The sequence below is a fragment of the Bacillus sp. AM1(2019) genome, from assembly GCF_009906915.1.
In the GTDB taxonomy this organism is placed as follows: Bacteria; Bacillota; Bacilli; order Bacillales; family Bacillaceae; genus Bacillus; species Bacillus velezensis.
This window is the reverse complement of sequence record NZ_CP047644.1, coordinates 487,433-504,416: the sequence shown is the minus strand read 5'-3', so window position 1 is coordinate 504,416 and position 16,984 is coordinate 487,433. Positions and strand designations below refer to the sequence as shown.

The following is a 16,984-nucleotide window of genomic DNA, read 5'->3' as shown; positions in this document are numbered from 1 at the left end:
TCATTTAAGTTAAAAAAACATGTTATTGATCATGTTCCTTTTCAACATGGTAAAATTCAGCCAACATTTTCATTAGGAAAGGATGCTGGACAAAAAGAGACACGGAATATTTAGTAAGAGGCGAAATACCGAGCGAGTATTTCAAATTGCAATCAAAGGAGTGAAGATAAGTGTTCCTTTACTATAAAGATGAGAAGCTGGGCGAAATTCACGACGTCAGCGGAGAAGGCATGTGGATGTACGGAATACTCAGTCCATATGAAAACATCGAGGTTTTTAGAGGCCTCTTTAATGACCTCATTGACGAAGAATGTGATTTCGATGAAACGAAATACGATGAAGATTGGCTAAAGGACGAAAACTGGTTTGTTTCGGATAACGGGAATAAAAGAGGCATCATTGTTCCTGCTGTCTATCCTGATGGGGCTATAAACTGGAGATGGACATAAAAAAGGGCCCTAACAGTGGCCCTTTTTTAGTAAAGTATTTGTTTTTGCCCATACAGGCCAGCTAGAGGCGGGCTACCATTAACTGTAGGAAAGGTTAATCCTCATCACCCTGGTGAGTCCTATAATAATTTTCAGCAGTATAGATATTCCACTCCCAAAAATTTGCTCCTTGAGACAAGATATACCTATCTAAAAATATCTCAAAATTAAGTTGCATTGGTTCATACTCAATAAATCCGCGGAACCATAAATAGTTTGGATCTGTGGAAATTTTGGTTTTGTCAATTAACAAATAACATCCGTCTAACAGATGTGCGACAGGAATAAACTGAGGCTCTAAAAAACCATTTTGCATATACTTTTCAATCTCTTCTAAATTAAGAATATGCAAACCCCCACCCACATTCTCACCGTAAATCAACGATTCAAATATTCTGGCTCCATTATGCAGTTTCAAAAAAGCTTTATAGTCATTAGGGAGCGAAACATTTATTTTCTTTTCAAAAAGTGCAATCTCTTCGTCTGTGGCACCATTAGAAAAGGTACACTCCACTTCAGCCAGATCTCCTTCACTTCGTAAAATTTTTAATTGTCTTTTTTCATTAAGTAATTCTTTTAAGCCATTTAATGTTTTTTCAATAAAAACCGCCATTGCGCCACCTCTTTTAATACTTCATCCACCAAGGGTTTAAAATTTGTTGATGTATATCTCTTGTCAGTGGGTACAAGTTGTTAAAGCTGTTATTCCCTCCATATTCTCTCGGAAGCACATGGTGAATATCAAATTCTGACCATTTCCACTTTGGATTACCATATTTTTCGATATATTTCTTTATATAATTATCTCGATCCTTCGAGCTGTCCCATTTTACTCTATCTTCAAGTGGGATTTTAGGGAAATTTGCTTTAGCCGGTAAAGGCATTGTTTTATTGTTGTGAGTATTTATTATTTTTGGATACAGCCATGCTATTTTATTCGCAAGAGCTGGAGCCAACGTTCCAGTTGAAGTATCGGGTAGTGAGCCTTTCCAGCCGGCTACTGAAGTATGTTGGGACATAAAAAACTTTGTCTTTTTTGGATAATACGACTTTGAATATGATTTACCTACTTTAATGTCTTTTCCTAAAAATTCTCTGTTATGGAGAAAAACCCTTCCATATTTTCCGCTATAAGTGTTACTTTCATATAAATCGTTTCTGGCTTCAATGACTATAGGCTTTTCGCCAACTATGCTTGCTATTTTTATTGTAGTTGTGATGGATTTTTTGTTGGGGTCATATATTGTTGTGTAGGACATCGTAACTAAGCTAGCTGCTTTAGTGTGCGCTTTCTCTTCTTTTTTTTCAACGACTGGCACATTAACAATGTTGTTTTCTTCTTTAGCTAAGGGGTTCTTATACGTTATTTCATTGTGGCTATCCTGCTTGGCAAGTTGTCGTGCCTCCTTAATGGCAGAAACCTGGTCATCATTATTGCTCTTAGCCACTCCATTCTTATCTACTGTTAAAGTTTCTTTTTCTTCAAAGGTTACTGGTTTTGCTAATCCAAACGAGTCCTCTTGTGTTGCTTTCGTTTGTGGCGAAAATCCAATAGTAGCAATCAATAAAGTTACGACCAGAAAGCAAATTGAGTTTTTTAGCAATTTCATACAATTCCTCCTTAATTTGTTTTCTAGTCTAACATACTATTTTTTTACTTTTATTTCAATAATATGTAAACATTTTTCACTACTATTATTAGGTCTTCTCAAAAGAGAAGACCCAGTAGACCTATTTTAGTAGAGATTCCAGCTTTGTTTTCGTTTTCGGTCCGTAAATTCCATCAGCAGTTAACCCATACATAGATTGGAATCGTTTGACCGCGTTTGCTGTTTTCGAACCGTAATAGCCATCTATTCCGTTGTTCTTTGCCCCTTTGTCCGGATAATAATAGAGAGCTGCCAAAGCTGTCTGGATCTGTTTCACGGCCGTTCCCTTAGTTAAGGGGCTTGTCACTTTAAAAACGCCCGATGGCAGCGTGTAAGATGATTTTTTTCCTTTTGTTGGAGAGCTGGCCGAGTCCGTCAGCTTTAATACTTGGCCGACTTTGATAAAATTCGGGTCCTTGATACTGTTCAATCTCTGGATGGTGGCCATGTTTACGGCAGTTTTCTGTGCAATTACAGGGAGGACATCTCCCTTCTTGACGGTGTACGTCGCCACGCCAGTCTTTGTTCCTGTTTTTGCTGATAAGGGCTGTGCGATGCTAATGTGCGAACCACGTTTGTTATGAACTGTCCTGTCCCTCCAAAAGCTTTTTTATCAGCCATCGCTTGCTAGCTGCAGATTTTACGATTTTCTTTACCGTTTCCGCAGATTTTAATACGATATACTTTCGGTTACGGTTCCCGTCCTCTAAGCTTCCAAGCGGGTTCAAACTGCTGACCACTTCCTTACCATGGAAGGGGTCAGTAAAGAAATAATCATCAATAAGAAAGCCTAAAAAAATAAACAGGCATGCTGCCTGTTTATTTTTTTATAACCGCCGGCTTGTTAAAACAGCCGTTTTAAGCTTTTCTTGAGTGACGGCATTTCGATTTTTTGGTTTTCAAAGAAGTTTTTCAGCATGTATTTGCTGAAGCCCTTCGCTTGGCCGTAAGTGATTTTTCCCGGAAGCGGCGGCTCGTCGCCGATGACGGCGTCGATGACGACCGGCTCATTTGAGTTGAGCGCTTCATGAAAAGCGGGAGCCAATTCCTCGTGTTTCGTCACTTTGATCCCTTTTGCCCCGCAGCTTTCTGCAAAAGCGGCGTAATCCATATTTTGCAGCTGGGTGACGTAGTCAATGTTGCCTTTGACCCGCTGTTCATATTCAATCATGCCTAAATTTTCGTTGTTTAAAACGACAACCGTAATCGGCAGTTTATATTTAACAGCCGTCGGCAGGTCCTGCATCACCATTGAAAATCCGCCGTCTCCGCAAATGGCGATGGACTGCCGTTCAGGTTCGGCAAGGCTTGCGGCAATCGCTCCCGGAAGCCCGCATCCCATCGTGGCGAGCCAGCTTGAGACGATAAAGTCCTGCTTCTTCATCTTAAAATGGCGGGCCATCCACACCGTAACCGTTCCGACATCCACCGACAGGACGGCGTCCTCTGCGGCGGCATCCTGAAGCCGGGCAATGACCTGCTGCGGCTTGAGCGGATGAGTCGCTTCGGTTTCATCCTTTTCGATTTCCTTCCACCAATGCTTCATGTGCTCGGTGCAGGCGTCCAAAAATCTTCTGTCTTCTTTATATTCAATGTATTCCGTCAGCTCTTTCAGTCCCAGAGCCGCATCACTGACGATTCCCGCATTGACGGGATAGCGCTTCCCGATTTTCGCCGGATCCGAATCAAGCTGAATAGCAGGCGTATCATCCGGGAGATAATCCCTGTATGGGAACGACGTACCGAGCATGATCAGCAGATCGCATTCCTCCATTGCTTCGTAGGCGGGCTTTGTGCCGATTTGCCCGAGATTCCCGAGAAAGTGGGGATGGCTGTCAGGCACGACGCCTTTTGCCGGAAGGGTAATGACAATCGGAGCGGCCGCTTTATCGGCGAATACCAGCAGCTCCTCTTTTGCCGATTTTAACCCTTGGCCGGCGAGAATGACCGGTTTTTTTGCGTTGTTAATATATTGCGCGCATGTCACGAGATGTTCTTTTTTCGGCTCTATATCGGCTTTGAGGTATATCGGCGATGTGTAAACCGGCTCCCGTTTGATTTTTTGCGCGAATAAATCATCAGAAACGGTTAAAACGGCAACGCCTTTTTTGCTGTAAGCCGTGCGGATCGCCTGATTCAGAAGATCGGGCAGCGCTTCTGCCGTATGTACTTGCTGGTTGAACACCGCCACGTCCTCAAACATTTGCTCTAATTTGATTTCCTGAAAGCTGTCACGGCCGATTTCATCTGAGGCAACCTGTCCCGCAATCGCCAGCACCGGAACACCGTCCGCTTTGGCGTCGTATAAACCGTTCAGCAGATGAACGGCCCCCGGTCCTGCGATTGAAAGGCAGACACCGATCTGCCCGGTCAGTTTTGCCTCAGCCGCGGCGGCCAGGGCTGCGACTTCTTCGTGCCGGGTTTGGATGAATGTCAGGTTATTTCGTTCATGTCTCAGTTCTTCGATAAATTCATTAATGCTGTCTCCGGGAATGCCGTATATATGACCGACTCCCCATTGTTCAAGCAGCTCCGTCATTACGTGTCCTGCTGTTTTACTTGGCATACTGCATCCTCCTTTTACCTGTATTCATCCCCTTTTTCATACGGGTTGAAACACGGGCTATACTCTCAGCTTTTTTCTCAGCAGATCAAGGATGGATAACAGATTTCGGTCTTTAAGGACTGCCTTACGATTTGCCGCCCCATTGAGTCCGTCTTTTATTTGGAGTTTCCTGTTCGGCACCATGAACAGCGGCAGCCGGTTTGGGGAAAACCAGCGTAATGCGGCGGTTTCCGGCCCGTTCATCAGCGGTGTTCCTCCGGTAATGGCTCCGATGAAGACATGTTGTGTATCTTCAAATGCCGGCCTTTCATACTCACCGGCTTTTTTTATGATGGTCACGTTATAACCGGTTTCTTCGAAGGCCTCTCTTACGGCTGCGGATTCAGGTGTTTCACCTTCTGCGATCCTGCCCCCGGGCAAATCCCATAAGGGAATGTCTTTCCGTTTTACGAGCAATATGCCCCGCCCGTCATTTTGAATGATAACAAAAGCGCCTTGAGCCATGGCGTCCTCCTTTACAAAAAAGACCGCGGCATTTCAGCCTGCGGTCTTTGCCGTTACTTTTTAAAATGATACGGCAGGGTGGCGACGATTATGTCCTTCTTCCAAAACAGCCGGACTCGGAGCAAGAAGGCTGATTGGTTGTGAAGGATGGTCTGCCAGCGTTTTTTCGTAATGAATTGCGGAAACAGCACCATCACGGAGAACTGTTCTTTTTTCGCTTTTTGTTCGACCGTTTCCAAAAATTTATCAAACGGGTGAACCAGACTGCGGTATGAGGAATGCAGGGTGACGAGGCGGACGCCGTTATGAAGCTCTTCCCAGCGCTTTTCCACCTTTTTTTCGTTTTCTCTGTCAAAGGAAACATGAACCGCAATGACCTGATCCGATAATGATTTCGCATACTGAATCGATTTTTGGACGACGGTGGTGACACCGGCGACAGGCACGATGACGACGGTTCCCCTGATTTCCTCAGGCTGCTGATCAACGACCCGCAGCTGTTCGCCGACCGCGGTGTAGTGATTTTTAATGACGAAAAACAGCATGACGACAGCAGGCATGAATAACAGCACCGGCCAGACAAGATTGAACTTCGTCGCGAATAAAATACACAGCACCATAAATGAAATGGCGGCGCCGCATGAGTTGATCAGCATTTTTACCGCCCAGCCCTTCGGCTTCTGCCTGATCCACTTGATGCACATTCCCGTCTGCGACAGCGTAAACGGAATGAACACGCCGACGGCATAAAGCGGAATTAAATGTTCCGTGCGGCCGCCGAATAAAAGAATGAGCAAGATGGACGCGATACCGAGAAAGATGATTCCGTTTGAAAATCCTAATCGGTCGCCTCGTACCGTAAACATTCTCGGCATATACTGATCGCGCGCTAAATTAAACGCCAGCTGCGGAAAAGCGGAAAAGCCCGTATTCGCCGCAAGCACGAGAATCAAGGATGTAACGCCTTGAATGAAATAATACACCGTATGCCGTCCGAAAGTTTCCGCGGCGATTTGCGAAATAACGGTCTCGTCATGCTTCGGTCCCGTGCCGTATCCGTACGCCAGCACCGTAATCCCCGTAAATAAGATCGCCAGCAGAATCCCCATCATGGCCAAAGTGCGGGCCGCGTTTTTTGCCGGAGGATTTTTAAAGGCCGGGATCGCGTTTGAAATGGCTTCCACACCGGTCAGTGCCGAACAGCCGGATGAAAAGGCCTTCAGCAGCAAAAACAGCGTGATGCCCGCCACGGGTGTGCCGATCGGCGTGTGTTCGGCCGGATGAACCTGGCCCGTCATGAGCTTAAACAGTCCGACGACGATCAAAAGGACAAGCGCCGCCACAAACAGATAGACGGGATACGCCAAAATGGACGCCGACTCTGACAGTCCTCTCAAATTTAAAATCATAATCAGAATTACAAGCAAAACAGCAATGAGCAAATGATACGGGTGCAGGGCCGGAAATGCCGATGTAATGGCGTCAGTTCCGGCAGAAATGCTTACCGCCACCGTCAGAATATAATCAACAAGCAATGAGCCGCCCGCAATCAGACCCGGCTTCTCACCAAGGTTTTCTTTTGAAACCATATAAGCGCCCCCGCCTTGCGGATAAGCGTAAATAATCTGTCTGTAGGACAGAATCAAAGCTAGCAGCAAAATGAGAACACCGGCTGCGATCGGAATGGAATACCAAAACGCGGCCGCGCTTACCGCAGCCAAAATGATCAGAATCTGTTCCGTTCCGTAAGCAACTGATGACAGCGCGTCTGAAGAAAGCATGGCGAGCGCCTTGAGTTTCGTGAGTTTCTGCTCTCCGGCCGCCTGTGATTTCAGCGGTTTCCCAATCAAAAATCTTTTGATTGAATGGTACATTTGTTGTTTTCCCCTTTTTTTCATTTTCCGTTTGATTTACAAACCCTTACTGCTATGATGTCTCCGAATAACGATTGCATGCCATATTTCAGCACAGCAAAAAGACACAGAGGCAAACGGATGCCCCTGCGCCATAATCGTGCACAGGTTTCATTCATCTCCTCTCATGAACGCTTACGAGGTTAGCTGTCGGATTCGGGCTGATGAGAGTTGGCCCTACCTGAAAAAGGATTCACCCCAAGCGGCATCACGCGCCGCAAATTGGTTCCCCCGCTCTGATTACAGATTAAGCGATATAGATTATAAAAGAGATCATACTCCCGTCCCGTTCAGTTGTAAAGGGGCTTTTATGCTGTTTCAAAAATAAAAAAATCACCGCCAAAAATGGAAATGAAAATACAAAAAAAGAGGCCTGTTAACGGCCTCTTTTTCCTTCATTACTCTTCGCTTTTTTCATGATCCGTTTTTCTTTTTTTCCTTCTTGCCGTCAGCCAGATCAGACCGGCCGCAATGATCATAAGCGCCGCGAAAACAGCAATATACGTAACGTTCAGTGGTGCGGAACGGCTTTTCGTATCAGCCGATGGACTGCTGTCATCGGACTTGATTTGCTGATGATTCGAAAACAGCTGCCGGCCGGCCGTTTCGTTAATGACGGTTGCGGCATCGCTTGTGCTGTCTAAAAAGCTGATCAGCTCTTTTGTGACAGACGCGCCGCTTCCTGATAACGGAGCAAAAACAGCGATGCTCCGGCCGGAGTCCCAAGGTGATTCCTGGGTAAACGCGACTTGTTTCGTTGTCTCATTCAGCATTTGAAACGAAGAAACATCGTACGCGCCGCTGCGGTCTGAGGGCACGAGAAGCTTAGAAGCGTTTGATTTCAAAAGCGGAATTTGCGGCAGGCCTCCGATAAACACAACATTCCGGCCTTTGGCATCCGCTTCCTTCATGTCTGATGCCGTCTTTACGGTAAAGCCGTTTCCGAATGAATCCGCCACCAGAGAAAGCTCTTTCAGTGTCTGCATGTTTACGTCATCCGGGATGACGATCACTGTTTTCTCTTTCCCGCCGCCCGCAAACGGGAGCGGCCATTGCCCGAAATCAGCTTTCTGCGCCGCATCGCTTACCGGATACGTCAGCGTGCTGCTTTTATCAATATAGACCCATTTGTTTTCGTCACGGTCGATACACGGATTGTTATGTTTCAAGCCTGATGTGACAAATTGCAGATCAATGTACCTGCTGCTTCGCAAAAGCTTCGGATCAATCGGGATTGAGACGTGGTAAAAGCCGTCTTTATCTTTATTGCCGAGATCATCAAGACGCACCGCATTCGGCTGTCCGTTGACCATGACGTTCAGCTCCGCTCTCTCGGCGTCATTTGCTGAATCCGCCTTCGTCCGGATCGATTCCGACGTTTTTAATGTAAGTGAAAGCTTGACCTTACCGTCTTTATCAACAGCGGCCGCCGCAGGGTAAAAGAAGTGCTCTGACGCCGTTTTGTTTGATCCGATCGTTACATTTCCCGCGCCGAAGTCCTCTAATGTCAGTTTATTGCCTGTCTTTTCCGCAGCGGGCTGAAGGCGGCCGATTGTCAAAGTATCTCCGCCCAGCTGAGCTGAATAAGCGCTGTCTGTGATGACGCGGATTTTATCCGCCAGCGTTTTGTCTGATTGCGCCGTGACAAACAGGACGGGCTGCCGTTTGTCCCCTGATGTCAGAACCCGTTCAGCGAGAAGAAGTTTGTTGTCTTCCGCTTTGATGTTCCCCTGTTCGAAAAGTTCTTTTATTTTCCCGTTCCAATGCTGATCAGCGCCGATGACAATTGACGGATTGCTGATTTTGCCGGCGTCGGATTCTTTTACATAGGATACCTTCAGCCTGCTGTCTGCCGTTTTCAGAAATGCTTCTGTTTTGACTGCGGCTTCAGCTTCCGCCGAGGTCGGTTTGTCAGGAAGAATAATATCGGTTTCTTCACCCGTATTGCCTGATTGGGCAAACGGATACGGGAAATGGCCGAGATCCGCTCCCTTTGACTTGCTTGCTTCTGAAAGTACAAGGCGGCTGTCCGGATAAATTTTTATCCAGTTGCCTGACGTATCCTGCCTGACGCAGACGCCCTCTTTTAATACGCCGTAAAATCGTAATGATACATTGTGATAGCCTTGGGCGGATTGGCTTTTGCTGAGATTGAGCTTCACCGTTTTCCGCTTGGAACTGCCGTCAAGCTTTATGGATTTGACGGGTTCATCATCAATGACAATGGTTAAAGAAGACGGGGCAATTAATAAGTTTGACGCCTCGTAATCAATCAGAAGCGACTGATCGGCATTCGAAGCTCCCGCAGGAATCTGATAGGTCAGCTCTGCGCTGTCTTTCGCCCCGTACAGTGTCATCAGATCGCCAGTCAGCGCCTGCTGCTCTTTTGCGCCGGCGCTTGTTCCGAGGGCGGAACCGTCCGTTTTCAGTTCCCGGGCCGCGGCCGCCTGCCCGTTATACATCAATAGCAAAAGGCCAGTTATCAATATGATCGCTTTTTTCAAAAAGGTCACCCGCTTTTATTTTGATTGTATCGCTCCGTTTTGTACCACCTGACTTCCTGCTTGAACAAGCGGTGCTTGATCTCTGTGAATAATGACCAGATGACGAGCACGATCCAAGCCTGAGAGTATGTAAAGTACATCAGAAATACGATAAAGAAGTTTTGTTTGTTCATTTCTGTTTTTTCAATGCTTAAAGTAATCATGACCTCAGTCATAAACAGGAAAAAGGCCAGTATCCACAAAATCATCGCCAAAAACCCGACTGCCAGATGCAGGTCGTAAAAAAGATTGATGATAAAAATCGTGTTTGACATGATCACACCGAAGAAAAACAAAAAATACGTAAAAAAGAAATAAAACAGATCGAAGATGATCCGCTTGCGTTTCAGCTTGAAAAATTGGGATAAAAACTTGAGAACAACGTATTGGTTGCCGCGCGCCCATCTTGTCCGCTGACGCCACCACACCTTCCATGTCTCAGGCTCCTGCTCCCATGTCACAGCCGCCGGGAAAAAGCGGATATGGTACCCGAGATTATAGACGCGGATGGTCAGCTCGGTATCCTCCGCCAGCGCCTTATCATCCCAGCCGCCGAGCTGTTCGATAATGCTCCGCCTGATCGCGAAGTTCGTTCCCGGGATGGTGGCGATTTTGAACCATTTCCATCTGCCGCCCTGCGCCATCCACTGAAAGCAGATGGTTTCAATATTGATAAACTTCGTCAGGATCGTTTTGGCCGCGTTGATGACACGGAATTTCCCGACAACAGCTCCCGCTTTCTCATCATTCATCAGACCGAGAACCAGGTAGTACACCGCCATTTTTTCCGGCGTGTTGTCCGCATCATACACGCAGATCACGTCTCCGTTCGATTCCGCGAACCCTGAGTTCAGCGCCGAAGATTTTCCTTTTCCGGCGTTCGGGGGCTTTGTGATGACCATTTTAATGAAGTCATACTGACGGGAAAATTCATTGACGATGTCTCCCGTCCGGTCGGAGGAATTATCATTAACGACGATGATCTCAAGCCTGTCTTTCGGATAATACAGGTTCACCATCGCCTTCAGCGTCTGCCTGATGACGACCTCCTCATTATGCGCGGGAATGAGCACGCTGACCTTCGGGAGCTCCCCCATCTTTGCGCGCCATTTCGGAATGTTCCGTTCGAAGGTCATATAATGCCTGAATCCGCCCTGCATCAGAAACATGTGATAGAGAAGCATCACCCATATTAAACTTAATGAGATAAAAAACAGAATGTTACTCAAGGCTTCTTCTCTCCTTAAAGATTCGTTTTTTTAATGTGGCGCGCAAATAAAGAACGTAGCAGGCGAACATGATGATAAACAATAACACCACGCCGGAGAGAATCCAAAGCGCTTTTTCCAGAGGCGTCTGCTGATGGTGATTGAAAAAGGCCGTTATCGGATGAATCTTGTTTTCCACATGAATGGTTCCGTCTCCGTCCGTTTTGATCCTGACGCTGTCCGACGTTACCGTTTGCTTCGTTTTCTTCAGATCGAGCCACTCGCCGCCGGGAATCCGCTCCATCTGATTGACGAGCTCGGGGAGGTATTTCATGCCGAGATACGGATGGTAGAAACCGCCCGCCACTCCGCCGCCGAAATCAATCATCTGCGAAATATGATTCTCCATATCTCCGAGCGGATTTTCCTTTGAGTTATCGGCATAACCGATTGTTTCAGGGTACAGCGTCATCCCGTCCAGCATAGCCGGCTTTGAGACGAACGGAGGGGCGCCCGAGGTTTTCCACGTCGTGCCGCTGAGCTGCACTTGTCCGAAAATGCTGGAGAAATAAGAAGATGCGATTTTGTAGCCTTCTTCAGACATCGTATAGTGCGGCGCTTCAAATGACAGCGGGTAAAGGCCGAGCTCTGTCAGATCGTCAATCGCCTGCTCCAGCTTCGTTCTCGTGTAGATGTTTTCTTTTTCACGGAAAGGCTTCACATACGTCCGGTACGCTTTTTCATTCGGAAAATCCTGTTCCTTTTCAAGCTTGACCGGAGTATCATCCGCATTTTCTGACGTAATCGGCTGATCCGCTTTGGCATCCCAAAATTCAAAGCCTTCTCCCGTTTCGCTGTATCGGTATGCGTGCGTGTAGCCGTGAACAATGATGCTGCCGCCCATTTGCTGAAGTTTTTTCAGGACGCTGACCATTTTCGGTTTGTCCGCCAAGTATACTTTTTCTCCGTTTTCCGGATTGAGATAGACCGGAATGACCGCCAGAATAAACGGAATGTGTCTTTTATGCAGGTAAGCACCCGCTTCGTAAAGCAATGTTTCATCTGACATCGGACTGATGTCTTCAAGCCGCAAATAAAGGAGGGTGCCGCCCGCTGATTCTCCGAAAGCGCTGCGCAGCGCTTTCGCCGTCAGAAACGAATCATTTAACAGGCTCGTCACACCGAAATAATAGTCAGAGCGCGCCGTTTTCCACATAAAAGGGCGGGTGCCGCCGTCACCGGACCGGTATGTATAAAGGGACTTCCCTTTTACTCCCGATACGCCGAGCACGGACATCCCTTTTTCAAGCGGCATGTCTGTTTTTTCTTCTTTGCCGTAAATGCGGTATACCGTTTCTTTCTCTGTCAGGGACAAACCCGCAAATTGGCGGAACTGTCCGGCGTTATAGCCGATGCTGATAAGCTGCTGCGGCATGCTGCTGATCAGTGACACAAATGATGTGCTGAGCTTTTTTTTCGTGACGCCGTAATAGATGACGCGCCGATTCTTTTTGAGGTCCGCGGCTGTGATGTCTCCGTCGCTTTTCACGGTGACGGCTGATGAGAAATGGCCCGCGGTCAGATCAAGCATTTTGACCTCAGCGGTTTCTTTGCCGTCCGTGCTTGTATAAATAATGAGAATGCCGTCCTTTTTGTCTTTTGCTTCCGCCGTAAGGGGAACATAAACCGCCGAAATCATGAAGAGCGCCGAGAGTAAGAGACGTATCCATTTAGAGTTCATTCATCATCATCTCGTTTTCCAGTTCATTTAAAAATTGCTCGGCCGTTTGTAAATCCTTTCGGTACGCCAAGTAACATACACGGAAGGTGATGGAGACGTATTTACCGTTTTGCAGCCGGTACGTATTCAATTCCTTTTTCAGCTTCGCCAGAACGGCCGGCATGTTTTCTTCAGGCGTATGGGTCAGCACGATGCCGAACCGTTCGGCGGACGGCCTGAATTTTTTGTCTGTTTCCCGAACGCTTGACCGGATTTGGCGGCTGATAAATGCCAGCAGGCGGTCGGTCTCTTTTTCTCCGTAGAGGGATTTGAATTCCTTGAAATAATGCATGTGCAGCAGCAAAAAGACGAAGGAATTGCCGTAGCGTTCCGCCCGCTTGATTTCCTCAGAAAGCTCCAGCTTCATCCGCAGATGGTTGTCAAAGCCGGTCACCCTGTCGACGGCGACAAAGCTCGTAATCTCTTCACGCAGCTGTTTCACTGAGCGCTCAAGCCCCTTCGCCAACTCGTGAATCCTTCCCGCTATGTAAGAAAAGAGCAGCAGCGCAATCCCCCAAATGACCAGCACCTGCAGACTTTCGGCACCGGCAGACGCCATAAAGCCCCCGGTCTGAAACCACAGGAGCAGGCTGCCGAGAACAAATAAGACGAGTAAGGTGATGACGAGCGCGTAGATTGCCCCGAACCATATGCCGGCTCCCGTGACAAGCAATGTGATGCAGGTTATCAGAAGCCCTGCGGATTGCTGAGACGCATAGTAAATAAAAAAAGACAGCAGCACCAGCATAACTGCTGTGTAGCTGCACAGTTTTTGTGATTCATTGAATGATATTTTCATTAAACAATTTCCTTTCAGCCAGAAGCGGCAGCAGGTTATCGAAAGAATGTGTATCGCCCCCGCTCATATAACCGCCGTAATCAGGTTTCAGCGTGTCCAGCGTTTCAAATGAAGTCATTCTTTCATAAAGCGGCTTGATGACAGCCGGATCAGCTTTTTGTTCTGCTAAAAAAAGAACGGCCAGGGCGTAAACGGACGGTGATTCGTACTGAACCGCCGGCTCCTTCGTGTCTGCGCTGTACCGTCCGTACAGCTGTCCGCGCGACTTAAATTCCTCTATCATCCATTTTGACAGCACGGCGGCTTTGTCATCGCCCCGCTTCAGATTCACGGCAGCGTACAGCTGGTCGATGACATTCACTTCGCTGTCATATTTGTATTCCTTTGTTTCAGTATTGAACGATTTCGGCAGAAAACCATTTTTCAGGGGCGCAAGATTGAGAACATCAAGGTTCCGGTTTTCCGTTTTCTCATCGATAATCCCCTTTTCTCTGAGCATCTGTAAGGCGCCGGGGTCGACATAGGACAACGTCACGGTCTTTGATGCGGCATTTGAAGCGGCATCATAATAATCCGTAAAATACCCGTCATTCGTATTGAATTTTTCCAGCGCCTTCCCGATCTGCACCGCTGTTTTCCCGTATTCACTGTTACCCCACAGGGTTCCGGCCTCATTCAGACAGTTCATAATTCTGAAATCGTCAATTAAGGCATTGGTGCCGCTCGCTTTATTCCCGTCAATCTTCCACGACACGAGCCCGTTTTTCGTCAGAAACGAATCGGTGAGAAGCTGATATTGCGCTTGAAACTGCCGTTCATCTTTCCTGTTCAGCAAAAATGCCATCCATAGTCCGAGAGACTCAGATAAATATTCCGGCTCACCGGATATGTTCGTCCGGATCATCCCCCGCCCGTTCATCAATTTATGATAAATAAAATGCTCTGCGGGCTGAAGCGGTCCGGACGGTTCGGCCGCCGCCTGTTTTTCAGTGCCGGCCTCCGCGCACCCCGCCGTCAGAACGATCGAAATCAAAAGGATCATCAGACGAAAAACGAATTGCTTCACAGTCTATCCTCCTATTTTACAAATCCTTTTTTAGACCCATATCTTATTTTTTCACAAAGTATTTTTACTATATAGGAAACGATAAAAGAATACTAGCATTTTTTCACATTGGAAAATTTTAAATGGGAGCACCGCCTGCTCACCTTTTCCCTCTTCACAGGATCGTATTCCCATTACAGTAAAAAACACAAAAAAAGGCAGCATTTCGTTACAAATGCTGCCTTTCTCTGATCTATTTATCCAGGCCGAGTTTTTTCAGCTGTTCTGCCAGCGCGTTGTTCATCGGCTCCTCTTTGTTTTGGCTTTTCATATAAGAGTTGATGTCCCGCTTGGATGCGCGTCCGGATTTATCTTTCGCCTTGCGCTTTTCAAAGACGGACAGTTTCTCCCGGTGGCCGCATACACATGCGAAGGTTTGGCCTTCGCCCTGGCCGCGAAGCTCCATTTTCTTATGACAGTTCGGACAGCGGGCGTTTGTTTTTCTTGCCAGCGTTTTCCGGCTGCCGCACTCACGATCCTGACATACGAGCATCGTGCCGCGTTTGCCGTTGACTTTAAGCATCATTTTGCCGCAATCAGGGCAGGCGGTGCCTGAAATGTTGTCATGTCTGAAAGTTTGGCTGCTGTTTTTGATTTCCTTCACCGTTTTGCCCGCATATGTTTTCATGTCTTTAATGAACACGGCGGATTTCAGTTTGCCCGCTGCGATGGCGGAGAGCTTTTGCTCCCACTCAGCGGTTAAGGCCGGCGATTTTAAATCTTCCGGGACGAGCTGTAAGAGCTGCTTCCCTTTTGACGTAATGAAAATATCTTTTTCTTTTTTCTCGATTAAGAAACTGTTGAACAGTTTTTCAATGATATCAGCGCGGGTGGCGACTGTTCCGAGTCCGCCGGTTTCACCCAATGTTTTCACAAGGTTCTTCTCTTCTCCCTGCATAAAGGCGCTTGGGTTCTCCATTGCGGATAACAGCGTGCCTTCATTAAAGCGCGCCGGCGGTTTCGTCTGTCCGCTCGTTTCTTTCAGTGATGAGACAGTGAGGCGCTGACCCTGCTGAAGATCCGGGAGCGTCTGGTCTTTGTCTTCCTCATGATCGTCGTCATCCTCGTACATATCATACACGGCTTTCCAGCCCGGCGATTGAACCGTTTTCCCTTTTGCGGTAAATGTTTCGCCGCCGATATCGGCTGTAACCTTTGTTTCTTCGTATTCGAACGCCGGCATTAACACGGCGAGAAAACGTTTGGCAATCAGATCGTAAAGTTTTCGTTCTTTGTCGCTGAGGCTTGAAAGGATCAGCGGCTCCTCTGTCGGAATGATGGCATGGTGATCCGATACTTTCGCATCATTGACGAATCCTTTATGCGCCTTGACGCCCCGCTTCAGTATTTGATTGACGTACTGTGCGTACGGCTTAACTTCCATGCCGTTTAAACGGTCTTTTAAAGTCGGCACGATGTCTGCGGAAAGGAATCTGGAATCCGTCCGCGGGTAAGTGACAAGCTTATGCTGTTCATACAGCTTTTGAAGCACGGACAGCGTCTCTTTTGCGGAGAAACCGAAGCGCTTATGAGCGTCCCGCTGCAATTCCGTCAAGTCGTAAAGACCGGGAGCGAAGCTTTTCTTCGCCGTTTTTTTCAATTCTGAAATGACTGCCGGCTTTCCTTGGAGATCTTTTGCCAAACGGCCGGTCACCGTCTGATCGAATGTTCTTGTCTGCTTTGTTTTTTTATCCTGCCATGTCAGCGTCATCTGATCAGCTGCCGCGCGGAGACCGTAATAAGGAACGGGTTTGAACGCCTGAATATCCGCTTCACGCTTGGCGATCATCGCCAGTGTCGGAGTCTGAACGCGTCCGCATGACAGCTGTGCGTTAAATTTCGTCGTCAGGGCGCGGGTCGCGTTGATGCCGACGATCCAATCCGCTTCCGCTCTGGCAACCGCGGAATGATACAGGTTTTCGTACTCTTTGCCGCTGCGGAGCTTCTGGAATCCTTCTTTAATCGCCTTATCTGTCACAGAAGAAATCCACAGCCGCTTAATCGGTTTGCGGACGTTTGCCTTCTCGATGATCCAGCGGGCCACAAGCTCCCCTTCCCGTCCTGCGTCTGTAGCGATTACGATCTGGCTGACGTCTTTCCGGACAAGCTGAGCTTTGACCGCATTGAACTGTTTTCCTGTTTTTTTAATGACGACGAGCTTTAAAGGCTCCGGAATAATCGGCAGATCCTCAAGCCGCCATGATTGAAATTCTTTGCCGTATCCTTCAGGGTCAGCGAGCGTTACCAGATGTCCGAGCGCCCATGTGACGATGTAGCGGTCGCCTTCAAGATACCCGTTTCCTTTTTTATAACACTTCAGCACGCGGGCCAAGTCCCGGCCGACTGAAGGTTTTTCAGCTAATACAACTGTTTTTGACATGCTTTTCACTTCTCTTTCTTTCACAATCATCCTGTTATTATAACAGACT

At 47.5% G+C, this 16,984-nt stretch carries 12 protein-coding genes, 1 pseudogene and 1 riboswitch; of the genes and pseudogenes, 1 reads left to right on the top strand and 12 read right to left on the bottom strand.

The features are described from left to right. The first annotated feature begins 170 nt into the window (after positions 1–170). Entirely contained in the window at positions 171–449 is a 279-nt protein-coding gene (locus GNE05_RS02600; RefSeq protein ID WP_022552616.1) for a hypothetical protein, read from the top strand. Positions 450–543: 94 nt separating this feature from the next. Here the strand turns inward: GNE05_RS02600 and GNE05_RS02595 are convergent, their stop codons facing one another. From GNE05_RS02595 to GNE05_RS02535, 12 genes and pseudogenes are all read right to left on the bottom strand, one after another. After that, complete coding sequence (locus GNE05_RS02595) at positions 544–1,101, bottom strand: SMI1/KNR4 family protein (RefSeq protein WP_022552615.1); 558 nt, start codon at positions 1,099–1,101, stop codon at positions 544–546. Between the two features lie 13 nt (positions 1,102–1,114). Next, a complete protein-coding gene (locus tag GNE05_RS21140; protein WP_076983723.1) occupies positions 1,115–2,098 on the bottom strand; it encodes an HNH endonuclease signature motif containing protein in 984 nt (327 codons plus the stop codon). A gap of 121 nt (positions 2,099–2,219) precedes the next feature. Continuing rightward, a pseudogene (locus GNE05_RS21480) lies at positions 2,220–2,483 on the bottom strand (peptidoglycan-binding domain-containing protein); the annotation flags it as partial. Positions 2,484–2,981: 498 nt separating this feature from the next. After that, positions 2,982–4,703 (bottom strand): pyruvate oxidase, encoded by a 1,722-nt coding sequence (locus GNE05_RS02575; RefSeq protein ID WP_160182399.1) that lies wholly within the window; start codon positions 4,701–4,703, stop codon positions 2,982–2,984. Positions 4,704–4,760: 57 nt separating this feature from the next. Next, complete coding sequence (locus tag GNE05_RS02570; RefSeq protein ID WP_061890428.1) at positions 4,761–5,207, bottom strand: NUDIX hydrolase; 447 nt, start codon at positions 5,205–5,207, stop codon at positions 4,761–4,763. A gap of 53 nt (positions 5,208–5,260) precedes the next feature. Beyond that, complete coding sequence (locus tag GNE05_RS02565; RefSeq protein ID WP_025649980.1) at positions 5,261–7,081, bottom strand: APC family permease; 1,821 nt, start codon at positions 7,079–7,081, stop codon at positions 5,261–5,263. A gap of 156 nt (positions 7,082–7,237) precedes the next feature. Beyond that, positions 7,238–7,384, bottom strand: a riboswitch (cyclic di-AMP (ydaO/yuaA leader). Positions 7,385–7,518: 134 nt separating this feature from the next. Continuing rightward, on the bottom strand, positions 7,519–9,624 hold the full coding sequence (locus GNE05_RS02560; RefSeq protein WP_128496457.1) for a cellulose biosynthesis cyclic di-GMP-binding regulatory protein BcsB: 2,106 nt from the start codon (positions 9,622–9,624) through the stop codon (positions 7,519–7,521). Between the two features lie 5 nt (positions 9,625–9,629). Then, positions 9,630–10,892, bottom strand: a complete 1,263-nt coding sequence (locus tag GNE05_RS02555) for a glycosyltransferase family 2 protein (protein ID WP_061861165.1) — start codon at positions 10,890–10,892, stop codon at positions 9,630–9,632. Next, positions 10,885–12,612: a DUF2334 domain-containing protein gene (locus GNE05_RS02550; protein WP_160182398.1), complete on the bottom strand. Its 1,728-nt coding sequence runs from the start codon at positions 12,610–12,612 to the stop codon at positions 10,885–10,887. Before GNE05_RS02550 ends, GNE05_RS02555 begins: the two co-directional genes overlap by 8 nt. Continuing rightward, complete coding sequence (locus tag GNE05_RS02545; RefSeq protein WP_160182397.1) at positions 12,602–13,450, bottom strand: diguanylate cyclase domain-containing protein; 849 nt, start codon at positions 13,448–13,450, stop codon at positions 12,602–12,604. The genes GNE05_RS02550 and GNE05_RS02545 overlap by 11 nt, the downstream gene beginning before the upstream one ends. Further along, a complete protein-coding gene (locus GNE05_RS02540; RefSeq protein WP_160182396.1) occupies positions 13,431–14,516 on the bottom strand; it encodes a lipoprotein YdaJ in 1,086 nt (361 codons plus the stop codon). The genes GNE05_RS02545 and GNE05_RS02540 overlap by 20 nt, the downstream gene beginning before the upstream one ends. A 232-nt stretch (positions 14,517–14,748) precedes the next feature. After that, positions 14,749–16,935 (bottom strand): DNA topoisomerase III, encoded by a 2,187-nt coding sequence (locus tag GNE05_RS02535; protein WP_160182395.1) that lies wholly within the window; start codon positions 16,933–16,935, stop codon positions 14,749–14,751. Positions 16,936–16,984: the final 49 nt, after the last annotated feature.